At 35.0% G+C, this 25,787-nt stretch carries 22 protein-coding genes and 1 other RNA gene; 14 read left to right on the top strand and 9 right to left on the bottom strand.

Going from position 1 to position 25,787, the window contains the following annotated elements:
* Positions 1 to 3: 3 nt before the first annotated feature.
* Positions 4 to 753, bottom strand: a complete 750-nt coding sequence (locus ACGH49_RS08855) for an alpha/beta fold hydrolase (protein ID WP_065606707.1) — start codon at positions 751 to 753, stop codon at positions 4 to 6.
* Between the two features lie 136 nt (positions 754 to 889).
* Between ACGH49_RS08855 and ACGH49_RS08850 the strand changes: the two genes are divergently transcribed.
* The 14 genes from ACGH49_RS08850 (at position 890) to ACGH49_RS08785 (ending at position 16,427) form a co-directional block, all read left to right on the top strand.
* The gene (locus tag ACGH49_RS08850; protein ID WP_411589051.1) at positions 890 to 2,827 is read left to right on the top strand and encodes an exoribonuclease II; all 1,938 of its coding nucleotides are present in this window, start codon (positions 890 to 892) and stop codon (positions 2,825 to 2,827) included.
* 197 nt (positions 2,828 to 3,024) lie between these two features.
* Positions 3,025 to 3,267 carry a YecH family metal-binding protein gene (locus ACGH49_RS08845; RefSeq protein ID WP_141674009.1) on the top strand — a complete coding sequence of 81 codons (243 nt, stop codon included), beginning with the start codon at positions 3,025 to 3,027 and terminating at the stop codon, positions 3,265 to 3,267.
* A gap of 205 nt (positions 3,268 to 3,472) precedes the next feature.
* Complete coding sequence (locus ACGH49_RS08840) at positions 3,473 to 4,135, top strand: hypothetical protein (protein ID WP_411589049.1); 663 nt, start codon at positions 3,473 to 3,475, stop codon at positions 4,133 to 4,135.
* A gap of 18 nt (positions 4,136 to 4,153) precedes the next feature.
* Complete coding sequence (locus ACGH49_RS08835; RefSeq protein WP_411589048.1) at positions 4,154 to 5,716, top strand: glucan biosynthesis protein G; 1,563 nt, start codon at positions 4,154 to 4,156, stop codon at positions 5,714 to 5,716.
* A 32-nt stretch (positions 5,717 to 5,748) separates the two neighbouring features.
* The gene (mdoH, locus tag ACGH49_RS08830; protein ID WP_411589047.1) at positions 5,749 to 8,109 is read left to right on the top strand and encodes a glucans biosynthesis glucosyltransferase MdoH; all 2,361 of its coding nucleotides are present in this window, start codon (positions 5,749 to 5,751) and stop codon (positions 8,107 to 8,109) included.
* A gap of 64 nt (positions 8,110 to 8,173) precedes the next feature.
* A complete protein-coding gene (gene epmA / locus ACGH49_RS08825) occupies positions 8,174 to 9,148 on the top strand; it encodes an elongation factor P--(R)-beta-lysine ligase (RefSeq protein ID WP_411589046.1) in 975 nt (324 codons plus the stop codon).
* A gap of 2 nt (positions 9,149 to 9,150) precedes the next feature.
* Entirely contained in the window at positions 9,151 to 10,503 is a 1,353-nt protein-coding gene (gene rmuC / locus ACGH49_RS08820) for a DNA recombination protein RmuC (protein ID WP_411589045.1), read from the top strand.
* 66 nt (positions 10,504 to 10,569) lie between these two features.
* Positions 10,570 to 10,815: an exodeoxyribonuclease VII small subunit gene (gene xseB, locus ACGH49_RS08815; RefSeq protein ID WP_411589044.1), complete on the top strand. Its 246-nt coding sequence runs from the start codon at positions 10,570 to 10,572 to the stop codon at positions 10,813 to 10,815.
* Entirely contained in the window at positions 10,802 to 11,677 is an 876-nt protein-coding gene (ispA, locus tag ACGH49_RS08810) for a (2E,6E)-farnesyl diphosphate synthase (RefSeq protein ID WP_411589059.1), read from the top strand. The genes xseB and ispA overlap by 14 nt, the downstream gene beginning before the upstream one ends.
* A 27-nt stretch (positions 11,678 to 11,704) precedes the next feature.
* A complete protein-coding gene (dxs, locus tag ACGH49_RS08805) occupies positions 11,705 to 13,561 on the top strand; it encodes a 1-deoxy-D-xylulose-5-phosphate synthase (protein ID WP_065606691.1) in 1,857 nt (618 codons plus the stop codon).
* A 7-nt stretch (positions 13,562 to 13,568) separates the two neighbouring features.
* Positions 13,569 to 13,853 carry a cell division protein ZapA gene (zapA, locus tag ACGH49_RS08800; RefSeq protein ID WP_065606689.1) on the top strand — a complete coding sequence of 95 codons (285 nt, stop codon included), beginning with the start codon at positions 13,569 to 13,571 and terminating at the stop codon, positions 13,851 to 13,853.
* Positions 13,854 to 13,918: 65 nt separating this feature from the next.
* Positions 13,919 to 14,099, top strand: a non-coding RNA gene (gene ssrS / locus ACGH49_RS08795) — 6S RNA.
* A 30-nt stretch (positions 14,100 to 14,129) separates the two neighbouring features.
* The gene (locus ACGH49_RS08790) at positions 14,130 to 14,675 is read left to right on the top strand and encodes a 5-formyltetrahydrofolate cyclo-ligase (protein ID WP_411589043.1); all 546 of its coding nucleotides are present in this window, start codon (positions 14,130 to 14,132) and stop codon (positions 14,673 to 14,675) included.
* Positions 14,676 to 14,966: 291 nt separating this feature from the next.
* A complete protein-coding gene (locus ACGH49_RS08785) occupies positions 14,967 to 16,427 on the top strand; it encodes a catalase (RefSeq protein ID WP_065606685.1) in 1,461 nt (486 codons plus the stop codon).
* Positions 16,428 to 16,487: 60 nt separating this feature from the next.
* Here ACGH49_RS08785 and ACGH49_RS08780 read toward each other — a convergent pair whose 3' ends face one another.
* The 8 genes from ACGH49_RS08780 to rnr all read right to left on the bottom strand — a co-directional run bounded on the left by ACGH49_RS08780 (position 16,488) and on the right by rnr (position 25,701).
* Positions 16,488 to 17,099 (bottom strand): AAA family ATPase, encoded by a 612-nt coding sequence (locus tag ACGH49_RS08780; protein ID WP_411589042.1) that lies wholly within the window; start codon positions 17,097 to 17,099, stop codon positions 16,488 to 16,490.
* An 11-nt stretch (positions 17,100 to 17,110) separates the two neighbouring features.
* Entirely contained in the window at positions 17,111 to 17,968 is an 858-nt protein-coding gene (locus ACGH49_RS08775) for a class II fructose-bisphosphate aldolase (RefSeq protein WP_411589041.1), read from the bottom strand.
* Between the two features lie 11 nt (positions 17,969 to 17,979).
* Complete coding sequence (locus tag ACGH49_RS08770) at positions 17,980 to 18,378, bottom strand: tetratricopeptide repeat protein (protein WP_411589040.1); 399 nt, start codon at positions 18,376 to 18,378, stop codon at positions 17,980 to 17,982.
* Positions 18,379 to 18,392: 14 nt separating this feature from the next.
* A complete protein-coding gene (locus tag ACGH49_RS08765; protein ID WP_411589039.1) occupies positions 18,393 to 19,682 on the bottom strand; it encodes a PTS sugar transporter subunit IIC in 1,290 nt (429 codons plus the stop codon).
* A 21-nt stretch (positions 19,683 to 19,703) separates the two neighbouring features.
* A complete protein-coding gene (locus tag ACGH49_RS08760; RefSeq protein WP_065637111.1) occupies positions 19,704 to 20,006 on the bottom strand; it encodes a PTS sugar transporter subunit IIB in 303 nt (100 codons plus the stop codon).
* Positions 20,007 to 20,032: 26 nt separating this feature from the next.
* Positions 20,033 to 22,123: a BglG family transcription antiterminator gene (locus tag ACGH49_RS08755; RefSeq protein ID WP_411589038.1), complete on the bottom strand. Its 2,091-nt coding sequence runs from the start codon at positions 22,121 to 22,123 to the stop codon at positions 20,033 to 20,035.
* A 350-nt stretch (positions 22,124 to 22,473) separates the two neighbouring features.
* Positions 22,474 to 23,235 (bottom strand): 23S rRNA (guanosine(2251)-2'-O)-methyltransferase RlmB, encoded by a 762-nt coding sequence (gene rlmB, locus ACGH49_RS08750; protein WP_065606670.1) that lies wholly within the window; start codon positions 23,233 to 23,235, stop codon positions 22,474 to 22,476.
* Positions 23,236 to 23,262: 27 nt separating this feature from the next.
* Complete coding sequence (gene rnr, locus ACGH49_RS08745; protein WP_411589037.1) at positions 23,263 to 25,701, bottom strand: ribonuclease R; 2,439 nt, start codon at positions 25,699 to 25,701, stop codon at positions 23,263 to 23,265.
* Positions 25,702 to 25,787: the final 86 nt, after the last annotated feature.

The raw sequence follows: 25,787 nt of genomic DNA, 5'->3' as shown, positions 1-25,787 counted from the left end.
CATTCATTCCTCTATCCAGTTATGTAGAAGTTGCAAAACTTGTGGCGTTTTTTCAACGTGAACATTATGCCCAGCACCTTCAACTACTTCAATTTTTGCATTAGGAAATTGTTCGAAAATCGCTGGATAAGCTTCATTTTTAATATAAGAAGAGTTATCTCCCCGAATAAATAACGTGGGTTTTAACCAAGGTGAAATATTTTGCCAATCGCAAATATGACCATATTGTGAATTAATTGCTTCAATATTAAATAACCATTTATCATTCTTAAACGATTTTAGTAAAAAGAGAATGGTTGGCATGTTAATACCTACTTGTTCCATTAAATTGATGATCTGCTTTTTATCGGTAATTTGGTTACTAAGGCAATACATTAACACTCTTAAAATAGAGGCATTGCCCGAACGGTGATATTTTATAGGCGCAATATCGATAGCAACAATCTTTTGGATAGAATCTGAAAGCATTTGCGATAATTGCAAAGCAACTTTCCCACCCATTGAGTGGCCAACTAATATTATATCTTTTAATTGTAAATTATAACAAAGTTCAGCCACATCTTCAGCCATAGTTTGATAAGTTATCTTATCAGACCAAGGGGAATGCCCATGATTACGCAGATCAACTTGCACGGTTTGATAATACTGCACAAAATCCTTCGCTAACATATTTAAATTATCTAAACTCCCAAATACCCCATGTAAAAACACTATCGGCTGTCCATCACCCTGTAATTTATAGTTTAATTTCATACTTTAATTCGACCAATTATTTTAAGTGGCATTATTATACGTCTATTTTCAATACCATCACCGATTAATTCAATAACCACAATTTGCATAAATATGATAGAATTTAACACCAACTTTTTAACTAGTGTTAGGCCATATGTTTCAAAATAACCCTCTACTCGCACAATTAAAACAAGAACTCCATGAACAAACACCACGCGTTGAAGGCACTATTAGAGCTCATGAAAAAGGATTTGGTTTTTTAGATGTTGATAATAAAAAAAGTTATTTCATCCAAATTGCTAAAATGAAAAGAGTTTGCAATGGTGATAAGGTATCAGGGACAGTAATAAGTAATAACGATAAAGAGTCTTTTGAGCCTGAATTATTAATTGAAAGTGCATTGCAAAAATTTATTGGCAAAATAGGCTTTCAAGATCGTGCAATGGTTATTTATCCTGAAAATATGTCAACTAATCTAGCCATTCGTTGCAAAATAAACAAGCAAGTTAGCGAAAAACTAAAAGAAGGCGATTGGGTTGTGGCAACGCTCGTTTCTCACCCTTTGCAAGAAGAACGGAATCAATTTCTTGCCGAAATTGTTCGTTTTGTTGCTGAAAGCAATTCACCTTATCAACTTTGGCTAAAAACGTTAGCGCGCTACGATTTAGAAACTCACGCCCCACAGTTCGGTTCATTATCAATTAACGGTACTGAACTTGATAACCGTCAAGATTTAACCGATGTTAACTTTTTCACCATCGATAGCGAAGATACAGAAGATATGGATGATGCTATTGCGATATCAAAAGGTGAACAAGGCGATTATCAATTGATGGTTGCCATTGCCGATCCGACCGCTTATGTATTACAAGATAGCGAACTTGATCGTATTGCCAAAATCAGAAATTTTACCACTTATTTGCCTGATTTTAATATCCCTATGCTACCCAAAGAGCTTGCCAATGATTTATGTTCATTAAAAGCACATCAAAAACGTCCAGCAATGATATGTAAAATGAGTATTGACGAAACGGGCAATATTAATAGCGATGAGATCACTTTTATACCAGCTTGGATTGAATCAAAAGCTAAATTAACTTATAACAATGTTTCTAATTTTTTAGAAAATAATGAAGATTTAGAAACTAACAATCCAATTATTAAACAGCAACTTAAACATTTAGCTGACTTAGCAAAAATTCGTATGACATGGCGGCAAAATCATGCATTAGTTTTTAAAGATAATGGAGATTATCGTTTTGAACTTGATGAAAATCGCCAAGTTAAATCAATAATTAAAGAGTCTCGTCGGATTGCAAATCAAATAGTAGAAGAAGTCATGGTTTTAGCTAACCAAGCTTTAACATTGCAATTAAAAAATAAAATTGGTTTTGGAATTTTTAATATTCATTCAGGTTTTGATAATAAATATATTGAACAAGTAGTGACTTTTTTAAATGACAACGGAATCACTGAGTTTGATAAAGAATCATTATTATCTTTCGATGGTTACGTAAAGTTGCGTCGTATAATCGACAACACTCCATTTTTGTCCACAAAACTTCGCAAGTTCCAAAGCCCTGCTGATTTTTCAACTGAACCTAAACCACATTTTGGCTTGGGATTTGATGCCTATGCAACATGGACTTCACCAATACGTAAATATGGTGATATGGTCAACCATCGATTAATCAAAGCATTTATCCGATCACAAGAATTAATCGCACCCGATAAAGATCAATTAAAAAACATGAATGAAAGACGCAAAACATTACGCTATGCAGAACGTGATATGGCAGAAAATCTTTATGCTCAATACTTATCTGATAAAATAGGTAAAAGTTTCTCCGCTGAAATTATCGATATCAATCGTGGCGGGGCTCGAGTTCGTTTATGCGATATAGGCGCTTTTGCATTTGTACCATTGTCAATGTTTCATCCAGTCAAGGACGAAATTACTCCTTTACCCGATGAAGGTATCATCAAAATTAAAGATGAAGTTTGCTATAAACTTGCTGATACTATCTCTGTCGTTATTCACCAGATTAAAAACGAAAATCAATCAATTATTACAAAATTAACCAATGATTAAAGAATAAAAGAAAGATTATTCTTACTTGAATTTACAGCCTTTTTACTGTTATCTCCCCCTGATATATATCAGGGGATAATCAAAACTTTATGATATTTTTAATATTAAACATCTTTTTCTTATTAAGAATATCTGCTATCTTTCGAGACTGTAAATGATGAATTAATCATTTATATGAACAATAATTCAGGGAGGTTATAATGTCAATTCATGGACATGAAGTATTGCATATGATGAATGGAAACAATTACACTAAATCTTCTTTGCTTGATGCTATCAAAGAAAAGTTTGGGGAAAATGCCATATTTCATACTTGTTCAAAAACCAATATGAATGCAGAGCAACTGATCGCTTTTTTAAAAGCAAAAGGTAAATTTACCCCTTCAATTGCTCATGAATCTGTATTTACAGTTGATAATAAAAAAATATGCAAACATTAAATAAAATTGATTATATTTAGTGTTTGCTTTTTATAAATTTAATTCAATCTGCTAGTGTTTTTAAATCAATAAGAGTATATAATTTCGCGCTACAGCAGAAATTGTTATAAGTGGCTGTTGTTACTATTCACGTAACTAAATAAATTAGTGGCAAAGTTGCTAGCTTTAAAATTAACCTAAAGAATATGCTCATGGAATTTGATAAATGAAAATAAGTAATATCCTTATATGCACCTTTGTTTCTATTCTTGTCACAAGTTGTGCAAAAAAAAATTTACCTTTAAAAAATAATGAACCAATTTCCGAAACAGAGCAACTATCTCAATTAAAGCAACAAACTGAGATTAACAATCCTTATGTTGTTAATGCTAAAAATCAATTACTTCAGTTTATTGGTGATAAGAACTTCGATAACTACATCACTAAACACGGCATTCTAAAATGTAGAGGTGATAATAACCAATCTTCTTGTGTGTTAAGTTTTTATCTGAACGAAAATTATAAATTACAGTATCATATGCAACTCAAAAGAGTGGTTGAGGAAAACCAAGCCGAACATGATATTGAATTAAGAAAAATTAAACCAACTAAAAACAATATAAAAAATTATTGCCAATATTCAGCCAATTTCATTACTGCAATCTATACAAAAGATAATATAAAAATAACCCAATATTTTCGTCCAAAATTTAAAATATCTCAGCAAGAGATATCATCTTTACAAACAAAAATTGCTAAAGATGACTATTCACACTTTCTGATAAGCGAGAATCCAAGTATCCTACAAGAAATGAAAATAGATTACATTGAAAAATGCTTGGATGATCCAAAACACAATATTATCAATTATTTTAATATTTTTAGATAATACTAACGCGAGTCTTTTATGTACAATTTATTTTCAATTCGTAAATTTAATAAAATATTAATTTGCAAGCTACTCTGCTTAGCTTCAGCTAGTTGTATTAGTATTTCTGCATGGGCTTTTTCGTTTGACGATGTAGTTGTAAAAGCCGAAAAACTATCTAAAAAGGCTTATGTTCAACCATCTAAAAATATTCCTAATGAATTAGCTTCTTTGCAATTTGCTGATTATCAAAAAATTTTATTTAATCATCAAAAGGCCTACTGGAGTGATCGAAAAAGTCGTTTCAAACTTGAGTTTTATCACGAAGGAATGTACTTTGATATTCCAATAAAAATCAATGAAATTGTTGATAATCAAATTAATCCAATCCAATATGATCCCAGCTATTTTGATTTGAGCCAGATCAATCTTGATAAACTAGACACTAAGAATTTGGGTTTTGCTGGTTTTAAAGTCCATTATCCAATTAATAACCCAACAAAAACTGACGATGAAATATTTTCAGCTCTTGGTGGCAGTTATTTTCGTGCGGTGGGTAAAGATCAGCGCTATGGCCTGTCAGCAAGAGGGCTTGCCATTAACACTGGAGAAATGTCTGGTGAGGAGTTTCCACGTTTTAAAGAATATTGGATTGAAAGACCAAAATCAAATCAGAAACACTTAGTTATCTATGCTTTACTCGACTCACCAAGCGTAACTGGTGCTTATAAAATTACATTAGTTCCAAGTATTGATACAACTGTTACTGTACAAGCTAAAGTCTTTTTCCGCGATTCGGTGAAAAAACTAGGCATTGCTCCATTAACCAGTATGTTTTTATTTGGACCTAATCAGCCATCACCATTATTAAATTACCGACCAGCAATGCATGACTCTAATGGTCTGTCAATTTTAGCTAATAATAACGAATGGATCTGGCGTCCATTAAATAATCCTAAACGTCTATCGTTTTCATCGTATAGTCTAGAAAACCCAAAAGCTTTTGGTTTAATTCAGCGTGCTAAAGGTTTTGATGATTATCAAGATCTCGATGATCATTATGAAAAACGCCCAAGCGTTTGGACTGAAATTTTAGGTGATTGGCAAAAAGGACGAGTCGAATTAGTTGAAATCCCAACAGCTGATGAAACTAACGATAATATTGTTACTTTTTGGGTACCAGAAAAACAATATAAAGCTGGCGATGTACTTGATATCAAATATCGATTACATTATTCATTACATGAACTACAGCGTTATCCTAATAATATTGCAAGAGCTATTAGTACCCGATTGTCATTAGGCGATATAAAACAAGCTAATTTAATTCGTAAACTTGATGGATCTAATGCATACGTGATTGACTTTGCCGGTCCTACATTATCAGAAAACGAACCTGTCAAAGTAATTTCAAGTATTACCAACGGTTCTATCGTAAGTAGTGAGTCACAATACAATCCAATAATTAAAGGATGGCGTGTAATTGTTAGATTCAACGTCCAAGATAGTAAAAAGGCAACGGATATTCGAGTACAACTTGCTTCACAAGCAACCAATGAAGTGATTTCTGAAACTTGGAGCGGGCAATACCCAGCACAATAGTAATGTAATAGTCATTATTATAAGATAAAAATATGAAAAAAGATTACTTTACAAATCTACCTGATGCTGAAGCTTGGCGTCAAAAATATGAAAATAATACAACACCACCTGATGATGTTGAGTTCTTAAAATATCGCTTAAATCAGATTGGCGATACTAGTTCTTTTATTGATGACCGAAAACAACAACCAAGTTATCCTGAAGTTGAACGCGTTTCAATTCAACCTCAAATCTGGAACCAGCGCTATATTGCCAAGTCAAAACATAACTTTAATATTCTAGCTATAATTCGACGCTTTATTATGTTTGCGCTCATTGTAGTACAAACATACTATGGAACCACTTATCTATCTTCTTTATTACCATACCAAAGTTGGCAAAAAATCAATTTTATGACTAATTGGGATATCAATCCTGAATTAGCCATCTACAGCATAATACCTTATATCATACAAGGAGCGATTATTGTCTTGTTTGCTATTTTATTTTGTTGGATTTCTATTGGATTTTGGACCAGCATTATGGGGTTAATTTTAACGATCATGGGTAAAGACCGTTACACAATCCCTATACCCAATGAACCAGCGTCGCATATCAATACAAACCATCGAACCGCTCTTGTTATGCCAATTTGTAATGAAGATGTTGCTCGGGTATTTGCTGGGTTAAAAGCAACTTATCAGTCCTTAGTTGAAACAGGTCACGCAGCTTGTTGTGATTTTTATATCTTAAGTGATACTAACGATCCCGATCTGTATGTTAACGAACTTAAAGCTTGGGCTGAATTTAATGCAGCAAAACAAAACAATGGTTGCAACCTTTTTTATCGTCACCGAAAACGCCGTGTAAAACGTAAAAGCGGCAATATTGATGATTTTTGCCGTCGTTGGGGACATCAATATGAATACATGATGATCCTTGATGCCGATAGTATCATGACAGGTGATTGCATTTTAAAAATGATCGCCATGATGGAAATGACCCCTAAAGCCGGTATTTTACAATCACCACCAAAATCAGTAAGAATGACCACGCTTTATGGTCGTATTCAACAATTTGCCAACCAGATTTATAGTGATATATTTTGTTCTGGTACACACTTTTGGCAATTAAGCGAAGCGCAATATTGGGGACATAATGCAATGATTCGCTTAAAACCTTTTATTGAGCATTGCATATTATCGCCACTGCAAAAACGTAAAGGGCCAATTCATATATTATCGCATGATTTAGTTGAGGCGACGCTTATGCGTCGTGCTGGTTATGGCGTTTGGATTGCTTATAATATGAACGGAAGTTATGAAGAGCTACCCGGTAATATGATTGAAGATTTAAAACGTGATAATCGCTGGTGTATGGGCAACTTAATTAATTTAAGATTAATCTTCAAAAGTGGGATTAAATTGACCCATCGTTTAATGTTTGCAACTAGTGGCATGGCTTATATTTCATCTTTATTATGGTTAATATTTTTAATATTTTCAACGCTATTATTATTAGTATTTAATATTTCTGAGCCTCAATATTTTTTTCAACCTAACCAATTTTATCCCACTTGGCCAAGGTGGGATGAACAATTGGCCATTGAGTTATTATCAACCACAATGGTTTTACTGTTTGCACCTAAATTCTTCAGCTACGGTATTATTATAGCCAGAACTGGGGCAAAAGATGTAGGTGGTATATTTAAATTAACTTTATCAATACTGATTGAAATGATTTGGTCAATGATTTTAGCGCCAATACGCATGATCTTTCATAGTAAATTTGTACTTAAAGCATGGATGGGCAGTAAAATTCAATGGAAGTCACCATCCCGAAGTGACGACGCTCTAACATGGGGGGAGTCATTTTATTTTTGTTGGCCACTGTCATTATTAGGTATTATCTGGTTAGGAGTAATTATCTGGTTAAATCCACAATTTACTTATTGGTATATAGCCATATTGGTACCTTTAACTATTTCGCCTTTAGTAATTAGAGTATCTGGACTTGCAAGTATCGGTATGAAGGCAAAAAAATTAGGACTTTTTTTAACCCCTGAAGAAACACGCCCTGCAAGAGCAGTTACTCTTACCGGCGAATATTTAATTAAAACCGAAGCTTCATTTGTTGGACATGGTTTTATTATGGCATTGGTCGATCCTATTTATAATGCATTAACCTGCGCTTTGTCGACTTCAAGACATAGATTTAATAATAAGAACCAACAAAAACGCAATGAGCTTATTGAACAGTATCAACATATAGACTTAGAGAAAATGAGTAAAGAAAAGCAATTAGCTATTTTAGAAGACCCAATTATTCTTTCCGCATTACATCGTCATATTTGGCAGCAACAAGAAAAATACGACAATTTGTTCTCAATATGGCAAAATGAACGCCAGCAATAAGAAATAGGGCTTTTTCCCTATTTCGCTTCTTTTTAGTAACTAATCAAAATCCATGGATATTTTTATGACTTGGCAACCTTCTGCACCTATAAATACTTTACTTAAGCGCGCAAAAATTGTTTCTCAAATTCGTCAATTTTTTGCTGATCGCTGTATTTTAGAGGTCGAAACACCAACCTTAAGCCAATATGCTGTAACAGACGTGCATTTAAGCTCTTTTCACACTAAGTTTTTAAAGCCTGGTGAAATCAACGATCAACAAGGACGAAACATGTCATTAATTACCAGCCCTGAATATCATATGAAACGTTTACTAGCCGCTGGTAGTGGTCCAATTTATCAAATGTGTAAATGTTTTCGTAATCATGAAGAAGTCAGCCGTTATCATAACCCTGAGTTTACCATGTTAGAATGGTATCGCATCCAATTTGATATGATGCAAATGATTAATGAAGTCGATGATCTATTACAAACTATATTAGATTGTGAACCAGCTGAACGTATTTCTTATCAAAAAGCATTTCAACGGCATCTTAATATTGACCCTTTGGAAGCCGATCACGCAACCTTAGCTAATGCAGCAAATCAGCTTGATATCGGACTTAATACAGATAATTATGATAAAGATGGATTGTTACAATGCTTATTCACTTTCGGCGTTGAACCACATATTGGTCAAGACAAACCTATTGCTGTATTTAACTTTCCAGCATCACAAGCTGCATTAGCCGCTATTAGCCCAGAAGATCATCGTGTAGCTAGCCGATTTGAATTCTATTACAAAGGTGTTGAACTTGCTAATGGCTTTAAAGAGTTGACTAATGCACAAGAACAACGAATGCGTTTTGAACAAAATAATTTAGATCGTACTAATCAAAACCTACCAGCTCAGAATATTGACATTGAATTACTGGCCGCTATGGAAGCTGGGCTACCAGACTGTGCTGGAGTTGCTGTCGGATTAGACCGTTTAATTATGCTTGCTCTAAACTGTAATAGCTTGAATGATGTGATGTCATTTACTTTTGAAAGGGCTTAATTATGTTCAATGCTTTAGGATTAACCGAATGGATTGCCACTATTATTGGGATTGTTGCCTTAATGTTATTTGTGTTTGCTATAAAATCTCAATTAACAATTAATAATTTACAGCAACTATTCGATCTACAACTAATTCAAAAAAAGGAAGAAAACCAAACTTTAATAATTCAAGTAAAACAACTTGAGCATGAATTAGAGCAGTATCGACAACAAAATCTAGCGCAGAATATTAAAATTAGCGAACTCAAAACGCGTTTAGAAGAAACGTTAAGTGCAACACATGAACGACAAACCATACTAGAACAAAGCGAACAACGGCTTACGACTCAGTTTGAAAACCTAGCCAATCGTATCTTCGAACAGAGTGGCAAAAAGATTGAACAACAAAATAAGCAAAGCCTTGATTTTTTACTTTCACCACTAAAAGAGCAACTAGAAGGTTTTAAAAAACAAGTACAAGACAGTTTTGGACAAGAGGCAAAAGAACGCCACACACTGACGCATGAAATCCGTAACTTGCAACTACTTAATGAACAAATGAGTAAAGAAGCAACCAATCTAACTAATGCGTTAAAAGGTAATAACAAAACCCAAGGGAATTGGGGGGAATTTATTCTAAGTCAAATTCTGGACAATTCAGGATTACGTTCAGGTTATGAGTACGAAACACAAGTTAATCTAACCAACGAGAACAATCAACGATTACAACCTGATGTCATTGTTCACTTACCGCAAGGGGGTGATGTAGTTATTGATTCAAAAGTGACCTTGGTTGCCTACGAACGCCATTTTAATAGTGATGACGAAAACGTTAAAGCAAAAGCAATGGCCGAACATTTAACGGCTGTGCGTAACCATTTAAAACAACTTAGTCAGAAAGATTATCATAAACTTATTGGCATTAATTCATTAGATTATATTTTGATGTTTATTCCTGTCGAGCCAGCATTTTTAAGTGCAATAGATAATGACCCAACATTAATTAACGATGCTCTGAAAAGTAATATTATGATAGTAAGCCCCACTACTTTATTAGTTGCATTACGAACTATCCATAATTTATGGCGATTTGAATATCAAAATCGTAATGCTGAACTTATTGCCGATAGAGCAAGCAAATTATATGACAAAATGCGTGGCTTTGTTGAAGATATGGAAAATTTGGGCAGTTGTTTAGACAAAGCTCAACAAACCTATCAAAATTCCATGAACAAGTTATGTAAAGGTCGTGGCAATGTAATTGGACAAATTGAACGATTTCGTGAAATGGGTATCGAAGTTAAAAAACCGATTAATCCAGATATTACCTTATTATCAATGAATGAATTGAATAACGAAGATGAGAGTAAATAAACAAAACCCAGATTCACGATTATTGGAAATAAGTGTATACTCATCGCACGCAAAGGGGAATTAAATATGGCAAAAAAGCAAAACAAAGAAGTAAGTTTCGAAGAGACACTTAAACAGCTCGAAACCATTGTAACTCAATTAGAAAACGGCGATCTACCATTAGATGAAGCGCTAAATGAGTTTGAAAAAGGGATTAAATTAGCAAAAACAGGACAAAAACAGTTACAGCAAGCTGAGCAACGCATTCAGATTTTATTATCTGAAAATAGTGACGCCGAACTGTCAGAATTTTCAAATGATGATAATGAATAGTTTAAAGCCATTACAAGAACGAATTGATTCGTTTTTAACCACCTATATTTCACAAATTGAACCATCTCAACTTCAACAAGCAATGAGTTACAGTTTGCTGGCTGGTGGAAAACGAATTCGACCTATTCTAGTCTATTTAACCGGACAAATGTTTGATTGCCCTCTTTCTAAATTAGATGAAGCCGCTGCCGCTATTGAGTCAATTCATACTTATTCATTAATTCATGATGACTTACCTGCAATGGATAATGATGACTTACGCCGGGGCAAACCAACCTGCCATATCCAATTTGGTGAAGCTCAAGCAATACTTGCCGGTGACGCCTTACAAAGTTTAGCCTTTTCAATGCTAGCAAAAAGTAAATTAATCGATGATGAAACTAAAATTAATATGATAACTGAACTTGCCCATGCCAGTGGTGTTAATGGCATGTGCCTTGGGCAATCGCTTGATTTACAGGCCACACATCAATCAATTAGTCTTGAACATTTGCAAAAAATACATTTTTATAAAACAGGGGCATTGATCAAGACTGCAATCCGTTTGGGTGCCTTTGCATGCGGTGAAATAGCTAAACCTTATCAGCTAATGCTCGATCGCTATGCTGAGGCAATTGGGCTAGCATTTCAAATTCAAGACGATATTTTAGATATAATTGGCGAGCAATCTATTATGGGGAAACCCCAAGGTTCAGACCTTACTCATAAAAAAAGTACATATCCTGTATTAATTGGGCTAGATAATGCAGTAAAACTAACCCAGCAACTCTATCAGCAAGCTATCGATAGTCTAAAACAGATACCCTATAATAATCAGCCATTACAGGAACTTGCCTGTTATATTATTAATCGCAATAGTTAATAACTAGCTAAAGTAAAACATTACATAATGAATTTAGATAATTACCCTTTGTTAAAACAAATAAACTCGCCTGAGGATCTAAGATGTTTTCCTCAGTCACAGTTATCGTCTATTTGTCACGAGCTGAGGCAATACTTACTCGAATGCGTAAGTCAATCAAGTGGTCATTTAGCATCGGGACTAGGTGTGGTTGAATTAACTACGGCCTTACATTATGTTTATCACACACCTTTTGATAAAATTATTTGGGATGTTGGTCATCAAGCTTACCCTCACAAAATTTTGACTGGTCGACGAGACCAAATGCTCACTATTCGTCAAAAAGGGGGACTTCATCCATTTCCTCATCGTAATGAGAGTGAATATGATGTACTAACTACAGGTCATTCTTCAACTTCAATTAGTGCAGCACTTGGCATTGCAATTAGCGAACAAAAGAAACAATCAGGTAAGAAAGTAGCTGCCATTATTGGCGATGGAGCATTAACTGCTGGTATGGCATTTGAAGCTATGAATCATGCAGGACATATCAAACCTGATATGCTAGTGATTGTCAACGATAATGACATGTCAATTTCTGCAAATACCGGTGCACTTAACCAACATCTAACTCAAATCTTATCAAGTAAAGCCTATACATCTTTTAGGGAAAATAGCAAACGTATATTAGCTAATATTCCATCATTAAAAGAATTTGTTAAAAAAACTGAAGAACACTTAAAAGGATTAGTCACACCGGCTATCTTATTTGAAGAACTTGGTTTCAATTATATAGGTCCTGTTGATGGCCATGATATTGATGGGTTGGTCACAACTTTACAAAAAGTTCGTCAATTAAAAGGTCCACAACTGCTTCATGTAATAACACAAAAAGGCAAAGGCTATGCACCAGCTGAAAAAGATCCAACTTTATGGCATGGAGTACCAAAATTTAATCCAGATGATGGCATATTACCTATCGCCCCAAAAGTTGCCCCAACATATTCACAAATATTTGGCGATTGGTTATGCGAAATAGCGCAAAATGATAAACGTTTAATGGCAATAACCCCAGCAATGGGAGAAGGTTCAGGTATGACAAAATTTGCAAATAATTATCCTGACCAATTTTTTGATGTTGCAATAGCCGAACAACATGCGGTAACCCTCGCTGCTGGGTTTGCAATTAGTGAATTAAAACCTGTTGTAGCTATCTACTCAACTTTTTTGCAACGCGCTTATGATCAAGTGATTCATGATATTGCTATTCAAAAATTACCCGTATTGTTTGCTATCGATCGTGCAGGAATTGTCGGCGCCGACGGTGAAACTCACCAAGGTGCATTTGACTTAAGTTATCTACGCTGCATACCCAATATGGTCATTATGACACCGAGTAACGAAAATGAATGCCGACAAATGCTTTACACTGGCTATTTACATAATGGTCCTGCGGCGGTGCGTTACCCTCGTGGTGAAGGAACTGGGGCACTATTAACACCATTAACCACAATTCCACTAGGACAATCTAAATTATACCGACAAGGTGAAAATATTGCTTTATTAAATTTTGGATCTTTACTTACTGAAGCTTTACAAGCTGCGGAACAAATCAATGCTACAGTTATCGATATGCGCTTTGTAAAACCATTAGATAAAAAAGTCCTTTTGCACATTAGCCAAACTCATAATATACTTGTCACCATCGAAGAAAACAGTATCAAAGGCGGAGCTGGTAGCGCTGTCTGTGAATATTTATTATCGAAGAAAATAAAATGTGATATTTTAAACATTGGACTTCCTGACAAGTTTATTTCTCAAGGCTCTCAAAACGAAATAAGACAAGAGATGGGATTAGATAAAAAGCACATTATCGATAAAATTAATAATTTTATGAATCAATAGGTTAAATATGGAAACTCAAGCTGTCACTATTCAGATTTTTGGACGAACATTAAAATTTAATTGTCCTGTTGATGAAGTTGACGCACTTAATAGTGCCGCAAAAGATTTAGATGCACGCTTAACAAATTTACGAGAAAAGTCTCCACAAATTGGCAGTGATCAACTTATCATGACCGCGGCTCTAAATATTTCTTATGAACTAACAAAAGAAAAGGAAAAAAGTAATGAATTTGGCGATCGACTAAAAATGTTACAACAATTGCTTGATTCTGCTCTCAATCCTAGCAATTAGCTATTTAAATTGTAAATTTAATACAAATGGTATTGTATGATCTGTCAAATTTTGTATTATAGCATACGACTCTGAGATGATCGCCATATGGGTTAGTCCCCTGAGCCGATATTCTAAACTTTAGAACGGAGTGACTTTTAATTGGTGTGTATGCCTTACTTGTAAGGAAACCTAAAAATTAAAACACAATGTTCACCTTGAACCTTGGGTTCAAGGGTTACAACCCTAACGACATCTTGGAGCGTCTTTTTTACTTTTAAACAACAGTGAAAACTGATGAATATAAGGCAAATCATTCGTCAAAAACGGCAACAATTATCTTCCAGTGAACGAGACATTGCACAACGCGCTATATATCAAAAAATTGCCTGTCACCAAGCGATTAACAAAGCAAAAAATATTGCCATATTTTTATCATTTGATGGCGAAGTCGAAACCCAACCTATAATTAACTATTTATGGCAACAAAATAAATCTGTCTATTTACCTATTATTCACCCTTTTTCATCTAAACATTTACTCTTCTTAAAATATACTAGCCAAACTCAACTTATAAAAAATAAATTTGGTATATTAGAACCAAAGTTAAATGTATTAAATGTACTTCTTTACCATCAACTCGACATTGTTTTTACACCGCTAGTTGCTTTTGATCAACGAGGTTATCGTATGGGCATGGGTGGAGGATTTTATGACCGATTACTAGCAAATTATCAAAACCAACAAATTTTACCAATTGGGCTTGCTTTTGCTTGCCAAAAAGTCCAACATATTGAGAACAAACCTTGGGATATTCGATTGCCCGAAATTATTTACGCTTGAATTTATTGATAACAATTTAGAAAATTGTCAAAATTTTCATAATTATCAAAAAATAAATGATTTAGTGTATTATTCCATTGAGAACCTTAAATTTAGAAATACACAAATTTATAGATATAAATTAGATGTTGTGAGTTTAAATATATTTTAACGTATTGAAAACCCCCAATATCCAGCTTTTTACTATGCACTACCGTCCCATATATATGTTTTAGTAATTTTAAATTCAAAAATTAATTGATTATTTTAATTTAAAAAAGCGCTTTTAATATACTAGAAAGGAGTGTTGCAATGTCAGAAAAAAAAGTTCTAACCACCAATAACGGTGCTCCAATAGCCGATAATCAAAACTCTCGAACTGCTGGTACCCGAGGTCCAGTATTGCTTGATGATTATCAACTCATTGAAAAACTAGCCCATTTTAACCGTGAAAATATTCCTGAAAGACGTGTACACGCCAAAGGCTCTGGCGCACACGGTACCTTTACGGTAACAAATGATATCACTCAATATACTCACGCCAGTATATTTGCTAAGATAGGTAAACAAACCCCTCTTTTTGCAAGGTTTTCAACAGTTGGTGGAGAACGTGGCTCATCAGACACCGCCCGCGACCCGCGTGGATTTTCGGTAAAATTTTACACTGACGAAGGCAACTGGGATATAGTAGGCAATAATACACCTGTATTTTTTATACGTGATGCATTAAAGTTTCCTGACTTTATTCACACTCAAAAACGTGATCCCAAAACCAACTTAAAAGATCCACAAATGATGTGGGATTTTTGGTCTTTATCACCAGAATCACTTCATCAAGTCACTATTTTATTTTCTGATCGCGGAATCCCTGATGGTTACCGCCATATGCACGGCTATGGTAGCCATACTTATAGCTTAATCAATAAAGATGGCGTTCGCACTTGGGTTAAATGGCATTTCAGAACTGAGCAAGGAATAAAAAACATTCATCCTAAAAAAGCAGCAGAAATGGATGGAACTAATCCAGATTCAGCACAAGAAGATTTGTTCAAAGCCATTGAGAGAGGAGATTATCCAAAATGGCGACTTTACATACAAGTAATGACAGAAGAACAAGCTAACAACCATCCTGAAAACCCATTTGATGTCACTAAAGTTTGGTCACAAAAACAATATCCACTAATTGAAGTCGGCGTAATGGAACTGAATCGTAATCCAGAAAATTATTTTGCTGAAGTTGAACAAGCAGCATTTGAACCAAGTAATGTAATTCCTGGAACAGGTTTATCACCAGATAAAATGCTTCAAGGTCGAATCTTTGCTTATGCCGATGCACATCGTTATCGTATAGGAACCAATTATCAACAACTACCAATCAATGCCCCAAAATGCCCTGTTCATAATTATCAACGTGATGGCGCAATGCGCTTTTATAGCCCAGATAATGCGCCTAATTATGAGCCTAATAGCGTCAATAGCGCACCAAAACAACAACCACAATATGCCGAACCACCAATGCATGTACCGGCTGGCACAATGGACAGGCATGATCATCGTGTTGATGACGACTATTACTCACAACCTCGCGCATTATTTAATTTAATGCAGCCTGATCAAAAACAACTGCTTATTGATAATATCGTTGGCTCAATGAAAAACGTGAATCGAGACATTCAAATCAGACAGCTCAAACACTTCTATAAAGTGCATCCTGACTATGGAACTGGAATTGCCAAAGGATTAGGCATTGATATTGACCTAATAAAAAGCTAGTACTTAAAATAACAATGCCGGCAAATTTAGTCGGCATTTTCATTTTGATAATAGCACTATTTATAACTTAACCATTTGCTTCAACTCATTTAATAATTCTGAGTAATCCACTTTAGTAAAGTCCGTTACATCAACTTCGATCAATTTACCTAAAACAAATTGATCATACTTTCTCATTTGGCAGACTTGATAAAATTGCTCCTTAGTAATTAAATCATCAGCAAGATTTCGATTTTCTAACCTATCGCCATAATGATAATGTTGCATAATATGGCATAAATGGCGCTCAGGTGAACGATCACGCTGATAACGACGTTGCCATATCACATCAAAATCAGCAATTAAGCGAATGGTTATCACTTGATAGTGATATTGCTCAGCAAATTCACTCAGTTGCTTTTTTTGTTTATCACTAAATGGGTATTCAGAAATAATCACTCTTTTACCTGCATCCATATACAGTTGTAAAACACCATAATAAAACTGCCAAACTTTGTGTTCTAACGCTTCTTTTTCAGCCTTACAGTTAAAACCGATTGACTCAGCATATAAAATTTTAGCTTTATCGGGAGTTATAACAAAGCTATCTTTAAATTGCTGTTGCAATTGATTAACTAGATAGGTTTTTCCCGTACATGGACAGCCTGCCAGTAAAATTAAATATTTCTGCATGCTTACATACCTTAGTTAATACGACTATTAACGTTAAGAAACAAACTCATTTTATGTTTGACAATTTCCTTAACAGCTTGATTAACCGGAATAACATTGTGCCGTAACGATTTATTCACTTCGGTATCAGCAAACTTATCTTTGGCAACTTGGGTCCAATTTACTAATAATTCAGTGCCTACATTAAATTTACGAATACCATTATTAATCAACTCAGGGTAATCTTCTTCTTTGACGCCAGTACCACCATGAATCACAAGAGGAATATCAACAATGGCATTAATTTCTTTTAAAAGTGGAATATTCACCTCTGTTTTTGATTTAAACTGCCCATGATTAGTACCAATGGCAACAGCCAAGGCATCAATACCTGTTGCTTTGACAAACTCTAAAGCATCATTTGGTTTTGTATAGATTCGATCATTAGGATCAACATCAATACCCTCTTCAGTTCCACCTATTGTACCCAACTCGCCTTCGACCGACACACCGCGCGCATATGCATACTCAACTACCGCACGCGTTTTTAAAATATTTTCTTTAAATGGTAAGGATGAACCATCAAACATCACCGAGGTAAAGCCACTATCGATCGCTTCTTTAATATCATCAAAACTTTTAGCATGATCTAAATGTAACACAGCATCAACAATTTCTTCATCAGCGATGGCTTTTACCGCATTAACTAGTACTTTAAAACCAATATAACGTGCAGTATCGACACTAGTTTGTATAATAATTGGTGCACCAACTTCTTTCGCTGCTCGTAGCATATCGGGCAACATTTCTAAATTATGCGTGTTGAACGCGCCCACGGTAAAATTGAGTTTTTGAGCTAATAATGTGACATCTTTTAGTGTGGTATACATAATAATTTCCTTTAATCTCGTTGAACTGTAACTTGTTTGGCGATATTGCGCATTGAGTCCATTTTATTCATCCAAAAATCAATATCGTCTATTGAACCATTTTGTGCGGCATCGGCACGTTTATGGTTGTACAAATTCATCAATGCTTTATAACCCTCTCCAATTGATTTTTTATGTTGTAAACTCTTTTCTAAATATTCAATTGCAAAATCGGTACGATCTAATTGACAATATAGCAGTCCAGCTTTTTCACATAATGCGGCTAAAATTACCGCATCATCAGTTTGGTCAATTTGTTGTAATAGCTGGTTAATATTTTGTTCGATTTGCTCTGATGACAGACTGTTTTTTACTTCTGACTTTTGGGTTGATAGTACTTTAGGCTGCTTTTTTTTAAAAAAGTTGAACATATTACGCTCCTAAATTAAAAGTGCTTTAATACTGGACTTAAAATCCATGCATAAAGTAACGCTACAGTCACCGTATCAACATCGGTTGCTGTTGCATTAATAAAGCCCATTTGTTTAAAAATAGTCACAAGCAACGCCGGTAACAAAGTAATAAAGAATCCATGCGCAATGCCACCAATAAGTGCTCCACGACGACCTCCTACTGCATTGCCAAATATGCCTGCAGTACCACCTGCAAAAAAGTTAGTTAGCATACCAGGTAAAATCATGGCTAATCCAAAAACTGGCAAGGTTAACATCGCAATCACCGTACCAATTGACGTGGTAATAAACCCTAAAATTACCGCATTAGGGCTATAAGGGAAGAACACAGGGCAATCAAGCGCTGGTATGGCATTAGGAACAACCTTCATCGCAATGCCTCTAAATGCGGGCACAATTTCGCCGAGCAATAACCTAACGCCAGCTAATAACACATAGATGCCTACTACAAAAATAATCGCTTGCGTAAAGGCATACATCACATAATTTTGGTCACCAGACAATGTTGAAGCATACTCTTCACCAGCAAAAAGAACGGTAATAATATAAAGTGGTATCATTACCACCATGACCGATAAATAAGTATCTTGCAAAAATTCAAATGATTTAGGCAATTTCATATCTTCAATTGAATGTTTGTTTTCACCTCGTTCGCCGACCACATAGGCAACCCCTGCTTCAAACAAATAACCAATTGTACAAAAATGCCCAAGTGCTATATCATTAGAGCCCGTTACTTTACGAATAATCGGTTGTGCAATAGCGGGCATAAATACCGCAAAAAGTGCACCAATAAGACCGCCAACAACAATTAACATAATCCCTGAAAGTCCTGCAAAACTGCCAAATACGGTGGTCATGGTTGCCATCCAAAGAATTGCCTGACCAGTTAAAAAGATATATTTCCAACGCGTAAAACGAGCAATTAAAATATTAAAAATAAAAATCATCAAAAAAGTAAGGGCAATATCACGGCCTAATCCTAATTGATTCATTGCTTGCCCATTGATTGCTTCAATAGATGGAAGAATCCCTTGCATATTAAAACCAGCAGTAAAAATATGACCAAAATAAGTCAAACTGCCCACAATGATACTTGACCCTGCATTAAGCACTTGAAAGCCCAATAATGTTTTAAGGCTTCCTGAAATAATTTGTCCTACTGATTTACGTTGCAAAATCAACCCAAACATAGCAATTAAGCTGATCGTTATCGAAGCTTGAGTTAAAATATTATCGATAATAAAGTTAATCACATCCATGGTATTCTCCTATTTGTGAATTTAAAGCAGTCCTTTTTGTTGCAATACTGGGCTTAACTTTTCATCAATTTCAGCTTTCGATACAATATTTTTGAGATAGACAATTGAGGTTTGTTCGCTAATATTGAATTTAGCAAACTGAGGCCGGAAATTTTCAGCCGTAATGATAATATCGGCGTTCATTGCCGCGGCAGATGAAATATCGGTATGATCTAACTTAGCCTCAATACCTTTGGCTTTTAGTACATCTTCGGTCGCCATTTGTGCTGCAAAACTACTACCTAACCCTGCGCCACAAACAAATAAAATGGTTAAATTACTCATGTTCTATCCTCCTACAGGTTTAATGGTCAATCCGACTCGGGATCATTAAATAAAATTGTCTTAAATTGCTGTATCGAATGGCACATTGTTAAGCGTTCAAGTTTTTTTTCATCATTAATCAACTCAATCAAACTGCGCATAATATTGAGATGAGAAAACGAATCGATAGCTGCCAAACAAAATATAATTTTTACCGGACCCATTTCACAATTACCAAAATCAACAGCATGACGCATGGTTACCACACTAACCCCTAATTGATTTACGCCGTCTTCAGGTCGAGCGTGAGCCAAAGCTAAATTCTTGCCTATTACTATATATGGACCATATTGTTCAACGGAGCTAATCATGGCTTCAATATAGGAAGGTAAAATAAATTGTTTTTTTAATAACGGCTCAGCAGCAATTTTGATCGCTTGTCGCCAATCTGAACTATCTTGCTGCAATATGATGTCATCATCAGTAAGAATATCTTTCAACATAGGCTGAATTTTCCTTTTATTGATCTTAAGATTATTGAACGCTAAACACTTTTCTAGTTGGTTATAGATAGGAGCAGACACAATACCGCCACTTTTTTTAATTAAATCGACAAGTGAATAAAACAGATCGGTTGCATCAGTTAAATGATTTACAATGCGTTGGTTAGCTCGATGTTTATATAAAAAATCCGTAATAATAGGATGATTTTTTTCTTTCAAAATAGGCTCTAATACCAATACAGGATGACCTGAGTGCTGTAATGGAAATGTAGAAAATATTAAATCAAAATCAAGTTGATCCAACAAAACCAAATCATTACGATCCAAAATTGCCAAGATATCGATACTGAAAAATTCCTTGAGCGTCTGAGCAAGTAAATTAGAAGTCGCAATACCATGATCACATAACACTACAGCTTTAAAATAGTAACTACGATCTTGATTAATTGCGCTAGCAAAAGTCGAAAAATGGATAGTTAAAAATGCGATCTCATCATCTGAAATTTTATGACTCAGCGTTGTTTCAAAATCGTGCATAAAAGTGGTAATAACGGCGTGAATTTCGCTGTAGTTTTGTTTAACGCTATCGAGCAATGGATTGATAATGTGGATATTGTTATTTACTCTAGCGATAAGCCCAGCTAAGTGTTTGCATAGATTCTCGTATAATTGCTCTTGTTTGGTCGAAAATGGAATTTGTGTTTTATCTTCCACATAATTAACTAGTTTTATAGCTAATAACTGGGCATTTAACCATTCGACATAATTATTAATATCCTTGGTATTGAACGCTTCTAACATATAAATGATGTATTGTTGCTCTTGCCTGCTAACCTGCAAAGCAATCTGTTGACAAGTTAAATGAATAAACTTAGCTATTTCGCCCAAATCATTATTATTAAAATCAGTTCTTATCATGGTGAGATGATGATGTTGTTGGTTTCTAACAACCCAAATAGCAGTAAAAATCACAAGTTGTTGAACATAAATTTCATCATGAATTCGATTAATAGTTTGATGAGCTAATTGCAATAATTTATGAAAAAGTGATTGAGGAATATAATTAAACAATTGCTGTTGTATTAAACTTAATTCATGTAAAGGTTTATTTAGTTCTAAATTACCCGCATACTGATTAATAGCTTCATACATCATTAAACGAATAGAACGCTCTACACCAATGAACTGCATACCTTGCTTCGGTTGGCTAATTAACTCAATGTCATATTTCTTTAATCGAGCCTTGATTTTACGAATATCATCATCTAAAACACTTTTCGATACAAAATAAACATTTTCTTTATGGCTTAAAATAGTAGGAGAAGCAGAAAAAGCAATGGACAATAACAAATCAAACTGACGTTCATCTTTACTTAAAACAGAAGAAACAGGTACACCCAATAATGCTTTATAGATTAATAACTTTTGATCTTGAGACGCATTTATGACAAAACCTTTGTTACGTACTGTTGAAATTAAAGGTAACTGTTTTTGTGTTAAAAACTGATTAATTTCCTGAATTTCATTACGAATAGTTCGCACACTAATCTGAAATTCTTCTGACAACATTTCGACAGTAACTGGATAGTCGATTGAAATAAATTTTTTAAATACTTCAATGGTTCTTGTTCGCATAAACTTACTCACTTATACTTCATAAATTAAGTATAAGTGAGATAAATTTGCTTACATAGTTGGTATTTTTGCCAATAAAAATGGCAAAAATTGAATAAAGTCTATTTATATAATAAAAAAAACAATATTTTTTACTGAAACGTAGGGTTACCTGAAACTTTTTGACAAAATTATACTCACTTGTTTACTTAATTTTTTAAAGACAAATGAAAAATTCATGCTAATAAAAAAGATGTTTGCTAATATATTTTTACGATTGTTTTAATTAACCGTATTGAAGTTCAACTAATCTATTGATTTCGTATGAAACTTAAATAGTTAGGTAGCCAATACGGTTATAACCATCTAAATTAGGTTCTGATAGCTGATTTTTGCCGAACAATTTCAAATAAACAAACACCAGTTGCAACTGATACATTTAGTGATGACACAATACCTGCCATTGGAATGCTCACCAATTCATCACAGTGTTCTTTGGTTAAACGACGCATACCTTCACCTTCAGCACCCATTACCAATGCAAGTGCGGTCTGTGTTGATGTTTTATAAAAGTTTGTTTGATAAAGCGCTCTATCCGCTTCTCCAGCGGTGCCCACAATCCAAACTTGGTACTCATCTTGCAGCATTCGCATTGTACGGGCTAAATTGGTCACCCTAACTACGGGCACGCTTTCAGCTGCGCCACAAGCAACTTTTTGTGCCGTTGAATTGAGCGGTGCAGAACGATCCTTTGGTACAATAATAAAATCGACACCAGCAGCATCAGCAGTTCTTATACAGGCACCTAAATTATGCGGATCAGTTACACCATCTAAAATTAAAATAACTGGATTTGGCTGTTGTTCCATGAGCAAAGGTATATCATTTTCTTGATAACCTCGATTCGGCGTAACCATGGCTAAAATACCTTGATGTACACCATTTTTAGATTTTTCATCTAACCATTGGCGATTAGCAACTTTAACTGGCAAACCAAGTTGCTCTAATTGACGCACAACAGCAAGAAGGCGTTTATCTTCACGCCCTTTAATAATAAATACTTCAATAATTCTTTCTGGCGAACGTGCTAATAATGCTTCAATGGCGTGTAGGCCATAAACTGTTTCACTCATTTATTTGTTACTCTTTTATTTTATTAACTATTTAGTTTTATTCGTTGATTTAGATTTACTACGTTTTTTACTTTTGGTTTTCACTTCGACTTTAGCACTTGCTTTCATGTTTGATTTAGCGCTTGATTTTACCTTTTTTTGTGTACTTGATTTAGTACTTGGTCTCGCACTACTTTTTTTACTGGTTGATTTTTTGCCTTTTCGTTTTATTGGTAAATCGGCAATTTGATCGTTTTTTACTTGTTTGGACTTATCTTTTGCCGTTTTACCCTGACGTTTTGGCTTATTATTACTGCCAACCAATGAAAAATCAATTTTACGTTCTTCTGGATTAACATTATCGACTTTCACTTGCACTTTATCGCCTAAACGATAAGTAAAACGTGTATTTTCACCAACTAGGCGATTGTGCGAGGCATCAAAAAAATAGTAATCATTTTCAAGCGATGACACATGCACTAAACCATCGATAAATAGATCGTCCAACCTCACAAAGAAACCAAAATTAACCACGCTTGAAATAGAGCCGTTAAATACTTCACCTACATGATCTTGCATGTAATCACACTTAAGCCAATCCACGACATCACGTACGGCCTCATCAGCTCGCCGTTCGGTCATTGAACAGTGTTCACCAAAGTAAAGCATTTCATTTGTATCATAACGATACCCCCCTGTTTTACTGGTTTTATGTTTTTCATCAGCTAAAATCCATTTGATAGCACGATGCAAAAGCAAATCAGGGTAACGGCGAATTGGCGAAGTAAAATGTGCATACTCCTCAAGTGCCAAACCAAAATGTCCTCGATTTTCTGGGTCATAAATAGCTTGTTTCATAGAGCGTAAAATCACGGTTTGCAACATATCATGATCAGGGCGTGTTTCAACCACTTTCATTAATTCGGCAATATCTTTAGGTTTAGGACTTGCACCACCACCAAGTGATAAACCAAGTTCACTTAATACACTGCGCAAGTTACTCATTCGATCTTCATCGGGTCTGTCATGTACGCGGAATAATGATGGCACTTGGGCACCAATCACTAATTTTGCCGCTGAAACATTGGCTAAAATCATACACTCTTCAATAATTTTATGTGCCACATTTCGCTGTGCCAGTTCAATACTTTCAATACGTTTATCGGCATTAAAAACAAATTTCGGCTCTTCTGATTCAAATCCTATCGCACCACGAATAACCCGTGCTTTATCAAGCACGTTATAAAGTCCATAAAGATTTTCAAGATGAGGGACTAATTCATGATAATATTCACGAAGTTCTTCATCACCATCTAAAATCTTAGCCACTTTAGTATACGTTAACCGAGCATGCGAGTTCATTACCGCTTCATAAAACTCAAACCCCGTTAAACGCCCTCTATTAGAGACGGTCATTTCGCAAACTAAACATAAGCGATCAACTTGCGGATTTAACGAACAAAGCCCATTAGATAATGCTTCTGGAAGCATTGGTACAACTCGTGAAGGAAAGTAAACCGATGTACCTCGTAAACAAGCTTCTTTATCTAACGCCTTACCTGGTCTAACATAATAACTCACATCTGCAATAGCCACCCATAACCGATAGCCACCACCACGATTTTTTTGGCAATAAACCGCATCATCAAAATCACGGGCATCTTCACCATCAATTGTTACCAAAGGTAATTGTCGCAAATCTCTTCGCCCTTTTTTAGCGCTTTCTGGAACTTGTTCGGTGAATTTGCTTACCTCTTTTTCAACAGCCTTTGGCAATTCATAAGGAATTTCGTGATTCCGCAGAGCAATATCAATCGCCAAATTAGTCCCCATTATTTCACCGAGCACTTCTTTTATAATGCCAACAGCTTTTTGACGGCGTTCAGGGCGTTGTTGTAACTCAACCACCACCACCGTTCCCATACGAACCGTGCGGCTAGGTTTACCCGCAATTAAAATATCAAAGTTTAAACGGCTATCATCAGGGACAACAAAACCAACACCTTGCTCAATAAAATACCGCCCAACAATTTGATTATTGCGTGGCTCTAAAATTCGCACAACACGAGCTTCCATTTTTCCGCGATATTTTTTAGTTCCCATTGGCTGAGCTAAGATTATATCGCCTTGTAAAACTTTTTTCATTTGCTCTGGTGATATGAAATAATCTTCAGTACTTCCTTCAACGCGTAAAAAACCAAATCCATCACGATGCGCAATCACACTGCCTTTAACCATATCAAATTTTTCAGGCAAGGCATAACATTTACGGCGTGTAAAAACTACTTGTCCATCACGCTCCATTGCGCGCAAACGACGATGCAATGCCACTTTTTGCTCTTCATTTTTAATATCAACAGCTTGAGCAATTTTTTCTAAACTGGCAGGCTTTGCTTCTTGTTTAAGGTAATCTAAAATAAGCTCTCGACTGGCAATTGGGGAATCATACTTCTCGGCTTCGCGGTCAAAAAATGGATCTTTTATCATAAAAGGAATATCCTGTGACTAATATTAGCGCTAGCATAACATAGAGTGGTATAAGTTAACATCAACATTCTATTTTATAAGCAAAA

The sequence above is a fragment of the Gilliamella sp. BG7 genome (genome assembly GCF_046635565.1).
GTDB lineage: Bacteria > Pseudomonadota > Gammaproteobacteria > Enterobacterales > Orbaceae > Gilliamella > Gilliamella apicola_P.
The sequence above is the reverse complement of the archived record's forward strand: the minus strand, read 5'-3'. Positions and strand labels throughout refer to the sequence as shown.